General features: G+C 56.2%; 20 protein-coding genes, 2 tRNA genes and 1 pseudogene. 13 read left to right on the top strand and 10 right to left on the bottom strand.

Annotation, left to right across the window (positions count from 1 at the left end; translation table 11 throughout):
* Positions 1-476: 476 nt before the first annotated feature.
* From ACR0AK_RS22515 to ACR0AK_RS22500, 4 genes are all read left to right on the top strand, one after another.
* Positions 477-1232, top strand: coding sequence for a 5-oxoprolinase subunit B family protein (locus ACR0AK_RS22515; protein WP_480795062.1), 756 nt, complete (start codon positions 477-479; stop codon positions 1230-1232).
* Entirely contained in the window at positions 1229-2227 is a 999-nt protein-coding gene (locus ACR0AK_RS22510) for a 5-oxoprolinase subunit C family protein (protein ID WP_480795061.1), read from the top strand. The genes ACR0AK_RS22515 and ACR0AK_RS22510 overlap by 4 nt, the downstream gene beginning before the upstream one ends.
* A 12-nt stretch (positions 2228-2239) precedes the next feature.
* Positions 2240-3001 (top strand): LamB/YcsF family protein, encoded by a 762-nt coding sequence (locus tag ACR0AK_RS22505; protein ID WP_480795060.1) that lies wholly within the window; start codon positions 2240-2242, stop codon positions 2999-3001.
* Between the two features lie 145 nt (positions 3002-3146).
* Positions 3147-4394 (top strand): hypothetical protein, encoded by a 1248-nt coding sequence (locus tag ACR0AK_RS22500; RefSeq protein WP_480795059.1) that lies wholly within the window; start codon positions 3147-3149, stop codon positions 4392-4394.
* 59 nt (positions 4395-4453) lie between these two features.
* On the opposite strand, the gene ACR0AK_RS22495 is transcribed toward ACR0AK_RS22500, so the two are convergent.
* On the bottom strand, positions 4454-5839 hold the full coding sequence (locus ACR0AK_RS22495) for a D-alanyl-D-alanine carboxypeptidase family protein (RefSeq protein WP_480795058.1): 1386 nt from the start codon (positions 5837-5839) through the stop codon (positions 4454-4456).
* 281 nt (positions 5840-6120) lie between these two features.
* The gene (locus ACR0AK_RS22490; protein WP_480795057.1) at positions 6121-6822 is read right to left on the bottom strand and encodes an HAD family hydrolase; all 702 of its coding nucleotides are present in this window, start codon (positions 6820-6822) and stop codon (positions 6121-6123) included.
* A 90-nt stretch (positions 6823-6912) separates the two neighbouring features.
* Between ACR0AK_RS22490 and clpS the strand changes: the two genes are divergently transcribed.
* The 4 genes from clpS to hemF are packed head-to-tail and all read left to right on the top strand — an operon-like array spanning position 6913 to position 9978.
* Positions 6913-7254: an ATP-dependent Clp protease adapter ClpS gene (gene clpS, locus ACR0AK_RS22485; RefSeq protein ID WP_480795056.1), complete on the top strand. Its 342-nt coding sequence runs from the start codon at positions 6913-6915 to the stop codon at positions 7252-7254.
* 30 nt (positions 7255-7284) lie between these two features.
* On the top strand, positions 7285-8250 hold the full coding sequence (locus ACR0AK_RS22480; protein ID WP_480795055.1) for a class I SAM-dependent methyltransferase: 966 nt from the start codon (positions 7285-7287) through the stop codon (positions 8248-8250).
* 37 nt (positions 8251-8287) lie between these two features.
* Positions 8288-9088, top strand: a complete 801-nt coding sequence (locus ACR0AK_RS22475) for an SDR family NAD(P)-dependent oxidoreductase (RefSeq protein WP_480795054.1) — start codon at positions 8288-8290, stop codon at positions 9086-9088.
* A gap of 5 nt (positions 9089-9093) precedes the next feature.
* Positions 9094-9978, top strand: coding sequence for an oxygen-dependent coproporphyrinogen oxidase (hemF, locus tag ACR0AK_RS22470; RefSeq protein ID WP_480795053.1), 885 nt, complete (start codon positions 9094-9096; stop codon positions 9976-9978).
* A 4-nt stretch (positions 9979-9982) separates the two neighbouring features.
* Here hemF and ACR0AK_RS22465 read toward each other — a convergent pair whose 3' ends face one another.
* On the bottom strand, positions 9983-10450 hold the full coding sequence (locus ACR0AK_RS22465; RefSeq protein WP_480795052.1) for a hypothetical protein: 468 nt from the start codon (positions 10448-10450) through the stop codon (positions 9983-9985).
* A gap of 302 nt (positions 10451-10752) precedes the next feature.
* Here ACR0AK_RS22465 and ACR0AK_RS22460 point away from each other — a divergent pair.
* From ACR0AK_RS22460 to ACR0AK_RS22450, 3 genes and pseudogenes are all read left to right on the top strand, one after another.
* A pseudogene (locus ACR0AK_RS22460) lies at positions 10753-11019 on the top strand (toxin-activating lysine-acyltransferase); the annotation flags it as partial.
* A 73-nt stretch (positions 11020-11092) separates the two neighbouring features.
* Positions 11093-11794 carry a Hint domain-containing protein gene (locus ACR0AK_RS22455; protein ID WP_480795051.1) on the top strand — a complete coding sequence of 234 codons (702 nt, stop codon included), beginning with the start codon at positions 11093-11095 and terminating at the stop codon, positions 11792-11794.
* On the top strand, positions 11773-11940 hold the full coding sequence (locus ACR0AK_RS22450) for a hypothetical protein (RefSeq protein WP_480795050.1): 168 nt from the start codon (positions 11773-11775) through the stop codon (positions 11938-11940). The genes ACR0AK_RS22455 and ACR0AK_RS22450 overlap by 22 nt, the downstream gene beginning before the upstream one ends.
* Here ACR0AK_RS22450 and modC read toward each other — a convergent pair.
* From modC to modA, 3 genes are read right to left on the bottom strand one after another with little or no spacing between them, the layout of a single operon-like run.
* The gene (gene modC, locus ACR0AK_RS22445) at positions 11937-13034 is read right to left on the bottom strand and encodes a molybdenum ABC transporter ATP-binding protein (RefSeq protein ID WP_480795049.1); all 1098 of its coding nucleotides are present in this window, start codon (positions 13032-13034) and stop codon (positions 11937-11939) included. The genes ACR0AK_RS22450 and modC overlap by 4 nt on opposite strands.
* Positions 13031-13723 carry a molybdate ABC transporter permease subunit gene (gene modB, locus ACR0AK_RS22440; protein WP_480795048.1) on the bottom strand — a complete coding sequence of 231 codons (693 nt, stop codon included), beginning with the start codon at positions 13721-13723 and terminating at the stop codon, positions 13031-13033. The genes modC and modB overlap by 4 nt, the downstream gene beginning before the upstream one ends.
* Before the next feature lie 4 nt (positions 13724-13727).
* Positions 13728-14501 carry a molybdate ABC transporter substrate-binding protein gene (gene modA, locus ACR0AK_RS22435; protein ID WP_480795065.1) on the bottom strand — a complete coding sequence of 258 codons (774 nt, stop codon included), beginning with the start codon at positions 14499-14501 and terminating at the stop codon, positions 13728-13730.
* Between the two features lie 262 nt (positions 14502-14763).
* On the opposite strand from modA, the gene ACR0AK_RS22430 reads away from it, so the two are divergent.
* Positions 14764-14839: transfer RNA gene (locus ACR0AK_RS22430), tRNA-Val, on the top strand.
* Between the two features lie 154 nt (positions 14840-14993).
* Here ACR0AK_RS22430 and ACR0AK_RS22425 read toward each other — a convergent pair.
* The 4 genes from ACR0AK_RS22425 to ACR0AK_RS22410 form a co-directional block, all read right to left on the bottom strand.
* Positions 14994-16433 (bottom strand): CAP domain-containing protein, encoded by a 1440-nt coding sequence (locus ACR0AK_RS22425; RefSeq protein ID WP_480795047.1) that lies wholly within the window; start codon positions 16431-16433, stop codon positions 14994-14996.
* Positions 16434-16671: 238 nt separating this feature from the next.
* A tRNA-Arg gene (locus tag ACR0AK_RS22420) sits at positions 16672-16748 on the bottom strand.
* 21 nt (positions 16749-16769) lie between these two features.
* Complete coding sequence (locus ACR0AK_RS22415) at positions 16770-17246, bottom strand: GNAT family N-acetyltransferase (protein ID WP_480795046.1); 477 nt, start codon at positions 17244-17246, stop codon at positions 16770-16772.
* A complete protein-coding gene (locus ACR0AK_RS22410; RefSeq protein WP_109312827.1) occupies positions 17247-17558 on the bottom strand; it encodes an ETC complex I subunit in 312 nt (103 codons plus the stop codon).
* A gap of 154 nt (positions 17559-17712) precedes the next feature.
* Between ACR0AK_RS22410 and ACR0AK_RS22405 the strand changes: the two genes are divergently transcribed.
* Complete coding sequence (locus ACR0AK_RS22405) at positions 17713-18192, top strand: SRPBCC family protein (protein ID WP_170563157.1); 480 nt, start codon at positions 17713-17715, stop codon at positions 18190-18192.
* Positions 18193-18210 lie beyond the last annotated feature (18 nt).

Here is an 18210-nt window from a genome sequence, read left to right as displayed (position 1 = left end):
CTAACTCATTCCCTAAGATGCCCCAGTCTATCCTGAGCGTCTCCGCCGCTTCCGCAGCGTCCCAAGCGCCTCAGCAGCGCCGGTGAAGGGGGTTCTAAGTATAACCGCATAAGTCCGCAAGCGGAAAATGACGTCTTTGGCGATTTTTTTCATTTTCTCTATTTAATTGTTTTTTATCAAATTGTTACCAGACAGCAAACACTTCCTTAAACGACCGCACTACAAGTTTGACTACGCGTCATTGTTACGCCTGCCAGCTTCAATGAAAAGCGCACCCCTATATATAGTCAGGTCGCCCCATCGGACCACAAGACTCAAACGAGTCGGTCGCGATTCAATGAGTCGGAATTGGCCAAAAAATTGAGTTGGAACGAACATCAGGCATAGAATCCTTACGCCTCAACCCACGCCGGGCTTGCGCATTGCCGCATGATAATGTGTGGTCGCCCCTAGAAGATGCCCGGGTTAGCCGCGAAATGACTGCCAATACTGCCGACACGTTCCCACGCATAAGCACTGTAGGCTATGACGGCCTTCTTGTTTCCTTTGCCGATGCCATGGCGGAGCCCTCGAACCGGGCAGCACTGGCCTTAAGGAACGCAGTGGACACGGCAACCTGGGACGGAGTTATCGAAACATCCGCGTCACTTGCATCGACCTACCTGAGGTTTGATCCCGACAAATTGCCCCGTGCTGAGATCCAAGACAAAGTTCAGCATCTACTTGCGCAGCAGAATTGGCTGGAAGCACCGTTGCCTACCGGCCGCAGACTGTGGCGGGTTCCGACGGTTTATGGAGGCGAACTTGCGCCTCAACTGGACGAGGCGGCAGCGGCGGCGGGCCTGGATCCCGTAGAAGCAATCAGGCGACTGAGCGACACTAAGGTTCGCGTGTTGACGATCGGCTTTGCACCCGGGCAGCCCTATCTCGGACCGCTGGGGCCAGAGTTCAACATTCCACGCCTGAAGGAATTGACGCCGATGGTCCCAGAAGGAGCATTAGTGTTGGCGATTTCCCAATTCGTTTTGTTCTCGGGCCCGACCCCGACCGGTTGGCGGCACATCGGTCAAACGGCATTTCGCTGCTTCCGCCCCGACGGGCCGCAAAGCTTTGCGTTGAAGCCAGGGGATGAAATGCAGTTTTTGCCGATTTCGCGCGATGAACTGGAGGCCATCCGCGCCACCAATTCGGACGGCATGGGCGGGGCCACCTGCGAGGAGATCGCGGGATGAGTTTGTTTGTGCACCGCATTGGTCCTGCCTGCACCATTCAAGACCAGGGACGCGTCGGGTATTTGGATCAGGGACTATCCCGATCTGGCGCAGCAGATCTGCGGGCGTTGCACGAAGGCGCGGTGTTGCTTGGCCAAAGCCCTCAGCTTGCAGCTTTGGAAATGGCTGGAATGGGTGGAGAGTTCGAAGCGGCGCAACCTCTTGGCATCGCACTAACCGGCGCGCCAATGCAGGCCAGTATTGACGGCGCACCGGTGGTCTGGAATGCATCGCACCAGATGGAAGCCGGGCAACGGCTGGTGATTGGTGCGGTGACGCGCGGGACTTATGGCTACCTGCATGTCAGCGGAGGGGTCGCGTCCAAGTCCTTTCTTGGATCACGCTCAGCGCACCTGACGGCCAAGATTGGGAGAACCGTCCAAGCCGGAGACACTCTGCCTTCAAATAGCGGGCCGCCCATCAGGGGCATGAGGCTTACCCCGGATGACCGTTTCTCGGGTGGCGTTCTGCGGGTGATCGCCAGCTTTCAGACACCCCTATTCGATCAAGAAACGCTGGACCGATTTGCCCAGACTGAATTTCGGCGCGGTAGCCGGGCCAACCGTATGGGGATGCAATTGGATAGCGAGGGTGAGGGTTTCGCGGCCCAAGGTCAGCTCAATATCCTGTCCGAGGTCATAACCCCCGGCGACATACAAATGACCGGAACCGGAAACCCGTTTATTCTGCTGCCTGAGTGTCAAACAACGGGCGGGTATCCCCGGATAGCCACTGTCCTGCCCTGTGATCTGCCGCGCGCGGCGCAAACTCCGGCGGGCGGCAAGATCAGGTTTGAATTCGTTTCAATGGACGAAGCAGCAATCCTGCAATCTGCCTACAAAGCCGAACTCGTCCGCCTGGCGGCACGGGTCGAGCCTCTGGTCCGTGACCCGCATGACATCCCGGACCTCTTATCCTACCAATTGATCGGCGGAATGATCTCTGCCACCGACTAGGGAGTACGAATAATGCCAAGCGTCGATCTGAATGCCGATATGGGCGAAAGCTTTGGCCCCTGGAAGATGGGCGATGACGAAAGTCTGCTTAAGATCATCACGTCTGCCAATATCGCTTGCGGCTTTCATGCCGGCGACCCGGATGTGATGGCCAAGACGATGACATTAGCCGCCGAAAACGATGTCGGAATCGGCGCGCATCCCGGTTTTCCTGACCTGCAGGGTTTTGGCCGGCGTAATATGAAAGTGCCTAACAACAGCCTTCGCAATTTGGTGCGGTTTCAGTTGGGGGCTGCGATCGGAATGGCCAAGGCCGTTGGCACCGAAGTGAGGCATCTGAAGCTGCACGGGGCGCTGGCCAACATGTGCTCGGTCGATATCGACATGGCGCGGGCTTGTTATCAGGGCGCGCTCGACGTCGACCCCGACATCATCATCATGGTACTGGCCGTCACCAAACAGGAAGAGGCCGTGCGCGAGCTAGCTTGCAAATGGGTCGGAGAGATCTTTGCGGACAGGGCCTATAACGACGATGGAACCCTCGTTGACCGCAGTTTGCCAGGAGCAGTTATTCACGATCCCGAAATTGCCGGCCCGCGCATACTGAATATGGTGCGCGAGGGCGCCATCATCACCGAAAGCGGATCGCGACTGGAAACGTCGATCGATACGATATGCCTACATGGTGATGGCCCCACTGCTGTCCAGATTGCCCGTTCGGTTCGGGATTGTCTGATCGAGGGCGGGGTCTCGGTAACAAAATTCATGCGGTAGAAAGAAGGCCTTAAACCTGACGATCTATCCTCTGACTGTTGCCTGCACGGAATTCAGACCCTAGCATGACCAGCAAGTGCATGTTCTGAATACCACAATTCCAAGCAACGCCATGCTGGACCGGTATGGGCAAGGAGGCTGGCCAATGTCTTTCGATCTGATGAATTATGAACCGCGCGGCGACAAAAAGAATTCAGAGTTCTTTCACCAATACCTGCCGATGATCTACGAACGCCGTCAAAGCTCGGGCGTAGCCGACCAGGTTGGGGCGATGCGCGCGATCGTCATTCAGGTTGAACCGGACGCTGTGTTCGACACGCTGATCGAACTCTATGTCATGACACCTTACCGGCATACGGCCAGCTATCTAGGCCAGACGCACAAATTTGCGGTGCTGCATTCGCACTCCGATTATCCGGCGATGATCGTCATGGCTCCGCTGAGCGCGACCTTCGAAGACTTTATCCCACGCATCAACCGTATGTACCCGCTGGCCCGCAATACCCCCCAGACCCGTTATGTCGGAGAAGTGTTTGGTGCCACGGACCTCAACACCCTGACCAAAACACTTGAAAATCAGAACATCAGATTTGAGTACAAGGGCGACACTGAAAACCCGTTCTACACTCTGGACGGATTCAGATTTACGTCCCCGTCTGATTTCACATGTAACAGGGTTGGCTATTCATCCCTAGATTTCAACGACACCGACAGCCTTGGCTTAGGTGACCGCGTTTTGCTGAGCAATGACGAACAGGCTCGCCTAGATCAGGCAGCCGCATTCGGGGCTGACAGCAAAATCGCGCCATTGATGCTGGGGATCGATCACCTTGCAACACGCATTCTGGCTGGTGAGCGTGAGGACGCGATCCTCGAATTTCTGACCATGGTGCCTTATTACTTTTGGGGCGCGTACAACATCTTCGACATGAATTCGTCGACCAACGTGAACCGAAACGCGAATGTCGACGATGATAAGAAGTCCCCGGCCAAGGTCTTCACCGCGAACAACACGCCATCTTTCGTCAATTCTTTTGAACAATTACCGATGCCGACCGAAGATTTCGTGCGAAATTTTGGCCGCCGTTTGCACCACATGGCGGTCGAGATTCAGGATGGTGACCACGGCGCGGGTGAAAAGAATGTCGACTTCGTGGTCAACACGCTAAAAGACAAGGGCGTGCCGTTCCTGGCCCATGTGGTGGGTGAGTGTAAAGATGACCCGAACCTAAAGCAGATCTTCTCAAAGCACTCGAAATACACGCTGTTGATCACAGAATATATCGAACGCTGTCACCACTACGACGGGTTCTTTACTAAAGATAACGTGGCCGCCCTGACTGCCGCGGCGGGTCAGGACGAACAATACGAACACGGCCACGTCTTTGACTGACAAAAAAAGGCTGCGAGTTTCCTCGCAGCCCAGATCCATTCAGGAGAGTATGTCGAGCCTTATGACGGTCCGATCATGAAACAAGTGACGTTCCGGGCCTGCAACCGGCGACAGGCCAGATCGGCCTGTTCCCGGGTCATGCCCTGAAACGTTGCGTCGAAGCCGCGCGAGCTTTGGTTCACCTTGCGCAGCGTGCCTTCCAGAGTGGTCATTTCCGACAGGGCCGTTTTCAGCAAGATCTTTTCCGCCTCATATCGGGTGGTATAGCGGCCTACGTTCACACCCCATAGTCGCCCACCCGATGTGGACAGGCGGGTTACGATCTCTTGCTCAGGCTCGGGCTGCGCTGCCGGTTCAGTCGAGGCCAGAACCAGATCAGCCGGGCGCGCAGCGGGGCGGGTCGCGTCACTGTCACCAGACGGTTGGATGTCGGCAGCCGCGATGGCCGCAGCGATTCCGTCCTTTATACGCGTGCCGTTTTTGGCAGCCGTCTCAGCCACGGTGCCAGCAACCTGAACTGCGGCACCCGGTCCGGGGCGCAAAACGGGGCGCAGACTGGATTTTGGCGCAATGGTCAGCGCCGCGACGGTTGCGCCCAATCCCGCGTTCCCGGCATAGGTGGGGCGGGCCGGCTTGCGGATCGGGGCACGCGAGGGGGCACGGCGGAATCCCATGTCCAGCAACTCTGCCACTTTTGCATTCCGCGATGCGCCGGATTTGCCACCAAACACAGTTGCGATAATGCGTTCGTCTTTGCGTTTGGCCGATGCAACCAGGTTAAAGCCGGCAGCCCGCGTGTATCCGGTCTTGATCCCGTCGGCACCTTTGTAAGCTGCCAACAGGCGACGGTTCGTGTTGGGAACCGTCTTAATCCCGGCATGCGTGGATTGGCGCGAGAACAAGTTGTAATACTGCGGATAATCATAAAGCAGATGGCGACCCAGCGTGGTCATATCCCGCGCGGTCGACAAGTGACCTGATTCCGTCAAGCCATGTGCGTTCTTGAACGTTGTACGGCTCATACCCATGGCCTTGGCCGTGCGCGTCATGCGACGGGCGAATGCGGCCTCAGACCCGCTGATCGCGATCCCGATTGCCGTGGCGGCGTCATTGGCAGACTTTACCGCTGCCGCCCGGATCAGATACCGGAACGCAATCGTTTGCCCGGTACGCAGGCCCAACTTCGAGGGGGGCTCGGAAGAGGCCTTTTTTGTAATTCTAACGGGCGTATCCAAGGTGATTTCACCGTTCCGCACCGCCTCGAAAGCGATGTAGAGGGTCATCATCTTAGTCAGAGAAGCCGGATGCAATCGGGTGTCGGCATTGCGCGAATGCAGAACCTCGCCTGTCCGCGCGTCAATGACCATCGCCGCATATGGTGCCGCAAATCCCTGCAACGGCGCAAAGGAGAGCAGCCACAAGAATGCTATGAGAATTAAGCCCATTCGGGCCGGAACTGTCCGCCGAACCTGCACGATCTTTGCCTCTGTCTACCTCAGGCCGCCGGGTTTTCCCGGTCAGCGCAATTTATATTTTATTACTGACAAGGCTAACACAGAGACCCAATTAAATAAACCGAAAGCGTGCAAAATCGCTGTTTCGTTAAAGGTCAGAACGGACACTACATGTAGACATTCATGCCACGCGACCCACCATATCCACGCAGCCTAAACCCATTAACGCCAAACCCGCCCCGTTTTTCGAAAACTGAGGCCAATTGGCAACATCAACTCAGGCGCCGAACCAGATCCGCAAGTTCGCCTAAATCCCGCAGCTCGCAATAGCGCGCGTTGTCCGACGGGGTTTCGGCCTTTTCGATCTCCCAAACCAAACCATGTGGCACATAGACACCCCAACAACCGGCCTGGATTGGGGCGACGACATCGGATCGCATCGAATTGCCCACCATCATTGCAGAATCGGAGCCGTCACCATGTCGCGCAAAGATTTCACGGTAGGTTTGAGCCGATTTTTCGGACACGATCTCGACCTCGTCGAACAGCTCACCTAACCCCGATTGCGCCAACTTCCTTTCCTGGTCAATCAGATCGCCCTTGGTGATCAGAATCAGCCGATGCGTATCAGCCACCGCCTCAATGGCCTCACGCGCATGCGGCAACAACTCAATCGGGTGAGCCAGCATGTCCTGCCCGGCCTCGACCAATTGACGGATCACAGATGCCGGGACGCGGTCCTCGGTGACTTCGATTGCAGTTTCGATCATCGACAGGGTGAAACCTTTGATTCCGTAGCCGTAATGCCGGATATTGCGCTTTTCCGCAGCAAGCAGGCGATCCAACAGGTGATCGCGATCGGCGTGATCGGCCAGCAATTCTGTGAAATGCGCCTGCGTCAGCTGAAAAAAACGCTCGTTGTGCCAAAGTGTGTCGTCGGCGTCGAACCCGATTGTGGTCAGCGCTTTTTCCATTTCGATTACGTCCTGCAGGCTCTTTTCTCTGGCCCCTTGCACGTTATATAACCGTCCAGACAAACCGAAGCCTGAATCGGACAAGGGCGAATGACTAGACACAAATGGATGATGTCTGACAAACCGGACGACGACGGTGATCCGTCGCTGTTGGTGCAGACGCGCCCTAAGACCAAGCGCCCACCGCTGTACAAAGTGCTGCTGCTGAACGATGACTACACACCGATGGAGTTTGTGGTGCACGTGCTTGAGCGTTTCTTTGGCATGACCCATGCCGAAGCGTTCGAGATCATGTTGACCGTTCACAAAAAGGGCGTCGCGGTAGTTGGTGTCTTCAGCCATGAAATCGCCGAAACCAAAGTGGGCCAGGTCATGGACTTTGCCCGTAGGCACCAACACCCCCTGCAATGCACAATGGAACGCGAAGAGTAAGGTCATCTGACCACTTTTCCGGAATTGCCGATGTCCCCTCGCCTTGATCTTGCCCTGCAAAGCGGCCTTGTGCTGTCGCAACCGCTAAGCGTGCTTGGGCCGACATTGGATAACGACCTATCCGCCCTGCCACGTGAGACACAGGTTGTTCAGCCATTCAAACCGTTTCACGACCATTTTGCCGAGCATGGCTTTACGGCGGTCCCAGAATCCGACGCACCCTGTCAGGATGCCATCGTGGTCTTGCCCCGCGCCAAGGCACTGGCGCGCAGTTTGGTGCATCAAGCCTGTCAGCGGGCCAGCGGGCAGGTTGTCATCGACGGCGCAAAAACCGACGGCGTCGATAGCCTGCTGAAAGATATTCGCAAACGCGTCGACGTCCAGGGACCCATCGCCAAAGCTCATGGAAAGATTTTGTGGTTCCGCTCAACGCCAGAGGCGTTCGCCGACTGGGCCGCGCCCATAGAACAAGTGATCGACGGCTTCCGCACCGCGCCCGGCGTGTTTTCAGCGGATGGGATTGACCCGGCCTCCGCCTTGCTGTTGCGCGCTCTGCCCAAAAAACTGGGTTCCCGGATCGCCGATCTGGGTGCGGGATGGGGTTACTTGTCTGCTGAAGTGCTTAAGCTGACCAATCCCCGTGTTTTGCATCTGGTCGAGGCCGATCACATCGCCCTGACCTGCGCCCGTGTAAATTTGGACGAGACCTGCGCACAGTTCCATTGGGCCGATGCCGTCACATGGAACGCACCGGAACCGTTGGACACCGTGGTCATGAATCCGCCGTTCCACACAGCGCGCGCCGCCGACCCCGAACTGGGCCAAGGATTTATCAAATCCGCCGCCCGCAACCTGACCCGCAATGGCGATCTGTGGATGGTGGCCAATCGCCACCTGCCGTACGAGGCCACGTTGGACGAAAGCTTCGCACAAGTGCGCGAGGTGTCAGGCGACAATCGGTTCAAGGTGTTCCACGCCTCTCGCCCTAGGGCATAATCCCGGCTAACCTGCGCCGCAAATCAGGAGACAAAGCATGTCCTTTTCCATAGCCGGCAAGACCGCCATCGTCACAGGCGGCGCCAGTGGCGTCGGATTGGCCATCGGGCGCCACTTTGCTGATGCCGGAGCAAATGTCATGTTCGCCGACATGGATGAAAAACGGTTGGCTGAAGAATTGGGTGAGCAGGCAGATGACAGCAACATCCGATTTTTCGCGGGCGATCTGCGGGAAAAGCTTACCATAGCAAACCTGCTGTCGGCCACGCTGGATGCGTTTGATCAGGTTGACATTCTGATCAACGGCGCACGGCAGGTGATCCCATCCGACCCGCTGGATACGGACGACGATTCCGTGCGTACCCTGCTTAATCAAAACCTGATGCCCGCGCTACGCCTTAGTCAGGCGGTTGCCAAGCGTATGATAAAACAAGCAGGTGACAACGACGAAGGCCCTGCCGGGTCGATAATCAACCTGTCCTCGATCGCGGCGCGGCGCACCCATCCCGATCTGATGGCCTACTCTGTTTCTACAGCGGCGCTGGACCAGATGACACGCTCGTTGGCTGTTGCCTTTGCCCCGAAACGAATCCGCGTTAATTCCATCGCGTTGGGGTCTGTCATGAGCGCCTCGCTCCAGTCCACTCTCAAGGAAAACCGGGGTTTTCGCGACGATATCGAGAAACATACGCCTCTCGCACGGATCGCGGCCCCGAACGAGCTGACCGAGACGGCACAGTTTCTGGCTTCGGACGCGGCCGGGTTCATTACCGGGCAGATTCTGACAATTGACGGAGGTCGTACCTTGTTGGACCCCGTCGCAGCCCCAGCGCATTAAGCCTCATGTTTGATACCGAAAAATCAACCGCCGCCGCGTGGTTCCGCCAATTGCGCGACGAAATCGTCGCCGCGTTTGAGGCACTTGAAGACAGCCACAACACTGGCCCGTTTGCAGACACGACACCTGGCCGGTTTGAGGTCAAGGAAACCAAACGCCAGTCCGAGGACGGAACCGATGCGGGCGGCGGGTTGATGTCCGTGATGCGTGGCGGTCGGGTTTTTGAAAAAGTCGGCGTCAATGTCTCGACTGTGTACGGCACGCTTGGTGCTCGCGCACAGCAGGCTATGGCGGCGCGCAAGGGTATTCCGGGAATGATCGAAGACCCGCGGTTTTGGGCCTCGGGCATCTCGCTGGTTGCGCATATGCAGAACCCACATGTGCCGGCCGTTCATATGAACACACGCATGTTCTGGACCCCGCACGCGTGGTGGTTCGGCGGCGGATCGGACCTGAACCCCTGCATCGAATATGACGAAGATACAGCGCATTTTCATGCGACCCAAAAGGCGCATCTGGATCCGCATGGTCCCGGCCACTACCCCCGACTGAAAGACTGGGCCGATGAGTATTTCTATATTCCCCACCGGAAACGCGCCCGTGGCGTAGGCGGGATATTTATGGATGACTATTGCACCGGAGACTGGGCCTTGGATTTCGCGCTGACACAGGACATCGGCCGCGCGTTCTTGCCTGCTTTCCTGCCGTTGGTCGAAAAGCGCCGTGTGCAGGATTTTGATAAGCCGGACAAGGACACCCAACTGGTGCATCGGGGCCTTTATGCCGAATACAACCTCGTCTACGACCGGGGCACAAAATTTGGGCTGGAAACTGGCCATGACCCGGATGCGGTACTGATGAGCCTTCCGCCAATGGCAAAATGGGCCTGATAAATTATCGGAACCCAAAATCCAAAAAATTATCCCAGCAATAACCCTGCGCGGACCCCGCCGACATGTTCTCGCCCACGCGTTTTACTGTAATAGAGTAGCCCGGCGTGGTATCGACCCCTTCGGGTGGGGTGAGTGAGAACTGCACCGTACGCACGCCCTTCTCATAGGCGCGGACAATATAGATGCGCTGTGTTGCTTTGGTTCTGAGTGTGCGAATTGCAAAGTCCCCTATGCCGCACCAATACGCGACCGGAGCCGAGGTCCCGCTGGCGGAGACCTCATAAACACCATTGGCCTTGGGTGTGACCGTGGTCTTAAAGCCCGGATAATTGCCGATCCTGACCCCAATTCCCTGCGCAATTACAGGTGACGCTGCAACAATTGCCACGAAGGCCATCTTCACAATCCGCATAACCACAATTCCCGTTTCGAAACAGAACTTTCCAAGGATCATAGTGGACCGAGGCATCGAGTAAAGATTGCTGTGAAAAAACCGGCAAACTGAGTACTTGGTTGAGGTTTGTATTGAGTAACACGTTCCCAAAAGGTTGGTTTGACTTCCCAGCCGACAAGTACGCGGATTTCGGCGCGATGTTTCTTCTGGCAGGTTTGACGGAAACGCATCGAAAACGAACCCTTGGTCAGGTGCGTTACACCTTTGAAACACCGCTCCGGTTAGGACGATACAACATATTTCGCCAAAATGGGTTTCCACGCGGCTTTGTAACATTCGCGGGCCTAAGCTCTTAGGTTGAGTACAGCTACGCGGTTAAAGAGAAACCCCTAAAGGACAAGGATTACACAAGCGGTTCGTCCTGTTGGATCGTCGACCTGGTCGCTCCATTTGGCCAAACCAAGCAAATCGTTGATAGCTTGAAAAAGTCCATTCCACATTCACGAGTTCGCACCAACCGGATGGACAGTGATATGACCCGGAACCGCATTGTGGAATGGACACGCGACGGCGCAGGTGACGTCCACATGAAGCTCTATCGGAAAAAGGAATTCGCTCTGGCTCTAAGTAAGGAGAAGTCCTGAGATAGTTTCAATTGTTGGGAGTGATACAGCGTTTGTTACAGGCAATCCGCCTAACACCGTTACGGACAATCCGGTGGCCGACCCGGTGCTTTCGTATACATTCTTAGTAAATCCAACTTGGACGATCGCCACGCCACCTCAGTTTGGCAACGTAACAATAGATGAAGACACAGGGGAATGGGTCTACACAGTCGATCCTGACGATTTTGCTGACCTTGATGACGGAGAACTTTTGGATGATTTCTTCGTCATTCGAGTACGAGGGTTGCTTGCCGTACCAGACGAGGGGATTTTCCCCGTAACCGATACACTCAGGGTCGACATTACAATAGAAGGCGTCTGTTTTACGGCAGGCACACTGATCCTGACCGAAGGCGGTGACCAAAGGATCGAGACCCTGACAGTTGGCGACAAGGTGATGACCGTGGACCGCGGCCTGCAACCGATCCGGTGGGTAGAAAGCAGCGCCTTGTCGCCGGAACGGTTACGGGAAAATCCCGCCATGCGACCGGTTCGGATCAAAGCGGGCAGCTTGGGTACAGGACAGCCCGAACGCGATCTGCTGGTGTCCCAGCAGCACCGCATTCTTGTCCGCGGGCCAAAGGTCGAACTATTGTTCGGCGCACACGAAGCGCTAGTTGCGGCCAAGCTCCTTTGTTCCTGGCCCGGTATTTCAATTGATACTTCAGATGACCCGGTCGAGTATTTTCACATCCTGCTGGATAACCACGAAATATTGACGGCCGAGGGGCAATGGCGGAAAGTCTCTATCTAGGCGAGGAATCCCTATACACGCTGTCCTCGGACGCATTGCAGGAACTCGCCGCCATCTTCCCCGACACTGCCACCCCTGATGGGATGGGTTTCGGCAGGGCGGCCCGACTGATCCTGCGCGAATTCGAAGCCCGTGCGCTGGCTTAGTCCCCGCGCCGATGCCCACCAACGTCCTGAGGAGCCAATGCGACCGTTTTGATGACCGCAAAACAGGGTTTGCCAGGTTCCAACCCCAACGCTTCGACAGAACGGCGGGTGACCCGCGCCAGAATGGAACCGGCTGGAGTCCTCACGGATACGATCGCCCCCGGCCCCTCGCCTGCGCGAACCGTATCGACCGTACCTTCCAGAACGTTTAATGCCGAAAGCCCCTCGGGGCGCTTGCTGGATAAGATGATTTCTTGTGCAGGGATGCGGATACGAAGCTCTTCCGCGATTTTATGAGGGATTTGGGGCAAAAACAGAGGCGCCCCGCCCGCATCCAACTCGGTCAGCCCATCTGAATGATGTTTAACGACCCGGACCTGAAGAACGGCACCAACGGCCCGCACACCGGCCGGTGCAACCGATGGATCGGCCAATACGTCCGAGGCCGGGCCGTGCCGCAGCACCCTGCCGTCTTGCAGCGCGACGACCGAAGTCGCCAAACGCGCAACTTCGGCAGCCGAGTGGGTGACGTACAAAATCGGCACCGAAACCTCATCCCGCAGCCGTTCAAAATAGGGAAGAATCTCGGCCTTACGCGCGTCATCGAGCGCCGCCAAAGGCTCATCCGCCAGGATCAGTCGGGGACTTGCCAAGAGTGCGCGGCCAATGGCAACACGCTGCTTTTCTCCACCAGACAGCCCGGAAGGACGCCGGTTCAACAGGTGACCAATCCCCAGCATGTCGATCACTTTTCCCGGGTCTTCGCTGCGCGCACCCTTGGGTGCGAACCATTTTCCGTAAAACAGGTTCTGGCGCACGGTGAGGTGCGGAAAAAGCCGTCCCTCCTGAAAGATATACCCCAGCCGCCGTTTGTGAGGCGGCAACCAGAGGCCCTGCGCGGTGTCAAACAGCTCCCACTCATCGACGGCAACGCGGCCTGCCATTGGCTTCACCAGCCCGGCAACAGCATTGACGATGGTCGTTTTCCCAGACCCGGACCGCCCGAACAGAACCGTCACACCGGCCGGTGCATCAAAGCTCAGATCCAGCTTCAGGTCGGGTAGTTCGTGCTTGAGGCGAACGGATAGGTTCATGTTCCGGCCACCCGCGCAGCGACACGCCGCCCAATGAACTCGGACAACAACAATGCACCCATGGCAACCACTATCGAGATCACCACCAGCCGGGTTGCCGCTGTCTCACCGCCCGGAACTTGCAGGAAGGCATAGACAGCCGACGGCAGGGTTTGTGTCTGACCAGGAATGTTTGACACAAAGGTTATCGTCGCACCGAATTCTCCCATCGCCTTGGCAAAGGCCAATATCGCCCCGGCGATAACGCCAGGCAGAATCATCGGAAGGGTCACTGTCGCAAACACAAACAAGCGTGATGCGCCCAATGTGGCACCGGCCTGTTCCAGTTTGGGGTCCACAGCTTCGATCGACAGGCGTATGGAACGCACCATCAGAGGAAACGCCATAATACCCGCTGCAAGGGCGGCACCGGTCCAGCGAAAGGCCACGACGATTCCGAACTCTGCCAGCAGCTTGCCCAACGGCCCCTGAATTCCAAAAGTCAGAAGAAGCAGATAACCCGTCACCACTGGCGGCAGGATCAAGGGAAGATGCACCAACCCATTCAAAACCTGTCGGCCGGGAAACCGCCACCGGGCCAGCGCATAGGCAACAAGTATACCCAACGGCAATGTCAACAGCGTTGCCCAAAACGACACACGTAGCGACAGTTTTAGCGCCTCTAGCTCTGCAGGCCCCAACCACTCCATGCCGTTATCCGTTCGGCAGGGCAAAACCCTGCTCTTCAAAAACAACCCGCGCGGGCTGTGATTGCAGATAGTTCAGAAAAACCTGCGCGCTTTCTGCACCAGTTGCCGTTACAGCAGCCGGATAGATGATAGGTGGGTGCAGGTCGGCGGAGAACTCGGCGATGACACGAACGCGTCCCTCGACCAGCGCATCGGAGCGGTAGACAATCCCCATCGGGACCGCACCCGTGGCAACCAATGCAAGGGCTGCGCGCACGTTATCTGTCTGCGCGATCTGACCCTGAAGCCCCTGCCACAACCCCAGACTTTCCAATGCGGCTTTTCCATAGATTCCAGCTGGCACGGCATCAACCAATGCCATCGCCAAATAACCGTCTTCCAGCGCCGAGGCCAAAGCGTTCTCGGGCTGCATTTCCGCGATGTCAGCCCCCTCGCCCCCCACGACCAGAACCAGCCCATTGCCAAGCAGGTCAGTGCGCGAAGCGGGGTCAATAAGATCCTGATCCTGCAGCGTATCCATCCAATCCACATTGGCGGAAATGAACAGGTCGGCCGGGGCACCCAACTGAATCTGGCGCGCGAGAACGGACGAGGAAGCGTAAGATACTGTCACACCTAGACCGGTTTCTTGCTCAAACTCAGATGCTATCTCATCAAGCGCAGTTTTGAGGCTGGCCGCCGCAAACACCAAAATCCCCTCGGCCCCCGCGCGAAGCGGAGCCAGCGTCAAGGCACCCAGAACCAGGGCCGCGATCAGAACTCGGCGCGCGTGGGACAGGATCGGTTTTCTCCCGCCTGGAAAGTTGCAGTTACTTTCGGGATATCTGAGGCGACGGGTAACACGCAAGCGCCTTTGCAATCACCAACTGGACAGAACGCAAAACGACATGCCGATCACGATAGAAATGGCTCAACATCACAAAGCATAGCGATTTTCCCTCCGGATTGATTTGGCGGCCACAAACAATTCAAACTCTGAGAAAGAAATTCTGCCGGACCCTCTTGCACCCGGGCGCAGGCTTGGCTAAATGCAGCGTCACGGGTGATTAGCTCAGTTGGTAGAGCGCTTCGTTTACACCGAAGATGTCGGGAGTTCGAGTCTCTCATCACCCACCATCCACTTCACTGCATTGGCGATCGAACTCACCAAAAACGATTTTGTTTCGTTTTTGGTCCGGTCAGTCGACTACTTAGACCGACCTGGCGGGTCGATTTGAAAGGCTTGCAGCGATTTTCTGTGCGTATAGCAGGATGTGCTCGGAAGTTAGAATCAAACCATTGAAAGCGCGTCATCCTCGAGCCTGGTCACGTTGAACACGACATCCTCGAAATCGGAGTCGCCTCCTCCCGTCAAGTCCTCGAAGCCGATGGCCATTGACTCGCCCCCCGAAACAACGCCGGAAAGCGCGTGTTGTTGATCGTCACCATTCAAGGCAGCCTTTTCGGCGTGAAACGTAGTCACGCCAGCAGAGTCTCCGTTTACCGTCAAAACAAAGTCAAATTCGTCGTCTACGTCTGCCAGGCCACCGTTGCTGGCTACAAAATTCAAGTCATCGCTGTCTGAAAGGGAATTAGCCCAATCTGCACCATTCTGAACGATGAAGAATCCAAGGCGATTTCCGTCAGCCAAATTACTTAACTCTACCGTGCCATTCGCTTCGTTGGTGTTTTTGAACAGCAGGCGCACATTCGCAATTTCTCCGTTACTTAGAATATCATATACGCCTAGGACATTGTTAAAGTCAGCGGTTCCAAGGTCGACCATCTGTATCCGAAAATCCGTCGCGCCATCGCCTTCGAGAAAGGATTTGTTCACGATGCCGTTGATCACGCTGCTGTCGACGCGGACCCCGGGCGCAAGGTTAGGCAGAAATTTAGCATAGCTGACCACGGTGTTTCCATCCTTGGTGATGGCAAAAAAGTCACCACCCGATTGGCCGCCTTCCAACGAAATCGTCAGATCCGCCCTGCCATCACCATCAACATCGAATTCAATGTTCGAATTATCGGTCAAGCGAATGTTGGACCGACTAAGCTCAACCCCTTCGATGACGAGGGACTTGCCCACTCCAAACCCGCTGATAACACTTTGATCCAGTCCTTCCGGCGTCACTCTGAGGGTATCCGCGTCGCCAAATGACAGATTCTCTTGCGAAGATGTCGAAACCGGATCTGCCGGTTCGCCCGGATCGGGAACTACCGGTATCGGATCGGCTGGCGTATCGGAACCGCCGGCATCCGACCCCGCGCCAGTGTCCAACTGGACACTCGCCGTGGTGCGGGCAAAGTTCTGAGTCACAATGACGGCAGGAACGCCACCAAATGAACCAATCTCAATTCCGATACCAATGTAAGCCAAGTTTGGATTTAGAATGTTGGCGCGGTGGTCAGGGCTGTTCATAAGCGCATTGTGCAAATCAACGACATCGTCTGAAAATCCCGGCTCACCGCCCTGACTTTGCCAGGCTATGTTCTCGGCAGTCGCCCATGATCCGGACAATACAAAACCCGCGTCGCGCATGCGCTGGGTAGCCGAGCTTCCACCCTCACCGGTATGAGAGAAATTGCCGGATCCCAGCATCCACTGGCTATGCTCTTCAGCCGAAGCGTTCAGGCGGAGTTCAAGTTGGACAGGATCAAGGCCACGCGACGTACGTTCTGCGTTGATCAAACTTAGCATTTCACGCTCAAGCGCACTGGCCTGCGACATCGTCCATCCTCCGATTGTTCGCACGAGTTGCAGTCAAACTTGTTCAGATCAGTGAAAACTGCAGTCCAAAATCGCGTGAAGGCTTTAAACGGCAGAGATTCGCTCGACATAGTAGTAGGGACGGCAATATTTTGCGTACGACGCATCCGTAGAAGCAACATCTTCCCAAATTTGCATTGAACGCGGCCCGCAAAAGGTGGCCAAAAAAGGTGATCTATGCATTGAGGTTTGAAGTAATTGGCGATCCCGGAAGGACTCGAACCCTCAACCTGCTGATTAGAAGTCAGCTGCTCTATCCAGTTGAGCTACGGGACCGCTGGGCCCTTCTTGCGGTTTTTACTTCCGGGGTTCAAGAGCCAAGCGCATAAAGGCGCTGTTTGGGTCGGCATCATAGCCAAAGATCGGTTCGCAATAAGAATAGCCAAGCCGTTCATAAAGCTTTCGGGCCGCCTCATATTCCGGCAGGTGATCAGCGCCGGTTTCCAATACCAAAGCCGCTGCACCCTGAATGTGGGCCTCACTTGTCAGGTGGTTCATCATCTGACGCGCCAGCCCGCGCCCGCGCGCATGCGAGACGATGTGAACAGATTTCACCTCGACGGTTCCATCTGGTAACGACTTTAGCGCTCCGCAGCCGACGGGCTGCCCATCGTCGAACATGGCCCAGAACCTGATGCCAACTGAGGCCAGCGCCTTGGCATCCATGGTATGATTACTTTCCGCAGGCCCGGCAGCCTCACCATGGGCAAAATGCGCATCAATCAAAGGACGCAGCGCGTCCGAGGTCGGGTCGGCCTCGTGGATTTCGATCATTCAATGGGTCCAGGGCGCGCGCCGATCAGTGGCGAAATTCTCACCATAGCCGCGCGAACGCAGGTTGGGTTTGCGCTTGTGCGGTTCGCTGACCTGGACTTCGATGCCATTGTCCTTGGCATAATCCAGCGCCTCTTCCTTGGTATCGAACTTCAGGCGCACCTGAGTTTGCGTATCATCCGAAGACGTCCATCCCATCAGCGGATCAACCTCACGCGATGACGCGGGGGCGTATTCCAGAACCCACTTGCGGGTCTTGGCCATGCCCGAAGTCATTGCGTTTCTGGCGGGCTTGTAAATCCGTGCGCGCATGTCGCCTCTCCGTCCTCACTTGGCTGAGATCGTTTATGCGTCAGAGCGTGCGCTGGGACAAGAACGGAATTGTCGCGGCTGATCACGTACTAATGTCAAAAACTGTCATCAGCACCCTGTATTGATCGTGCAACCCCACAAAAAGGACAGCAACATGATCCACTACGAAAAAAGCTTGAAAATCGACGCACAGCCCGAAGCCCTATGGGTCATCCTCAGCCGGTTCATGCATATTGACGAGTTCGCGCCTCAGGTCACCTCGGTGGATGCGCTGACCACAGGATCAAATGGTGTTGGATCAAAACGGCGATGCCACTTTGAAAACGGCACCTCGTTGGTCGAAGAAGTGACGGATTGGCAGGCGAATAAAGGTTACCGCGTACGCTTGTCCGAAATGCCGGCTATGCCTCTGACAGAAGCACATGCGGCCATCACCATCGAACCCCTTGCGAACGGCAATTCACGCGTCATCTGGAGCATGGATTACCAGATGAAATACGGACCGTTGGGCTGGCTATTGGGTCAAACAATGCTGAAGATGGTGATGGGTCGCGTTCTGGACGGCAATCTGAAAGCGCTGGATGACAAGGTGCAATCGGTTGAAATCCCCGATGCACAGTATGCCTATTACTGAAACTGAGATTTCAGACCG

The sequence above is a fragment of the Ruegeria sp. BI12 genome (genome assembly GCF_056537985.1).
This window is presented reverse-complemented; position numbering and strand designations above follow the sequence as displayed.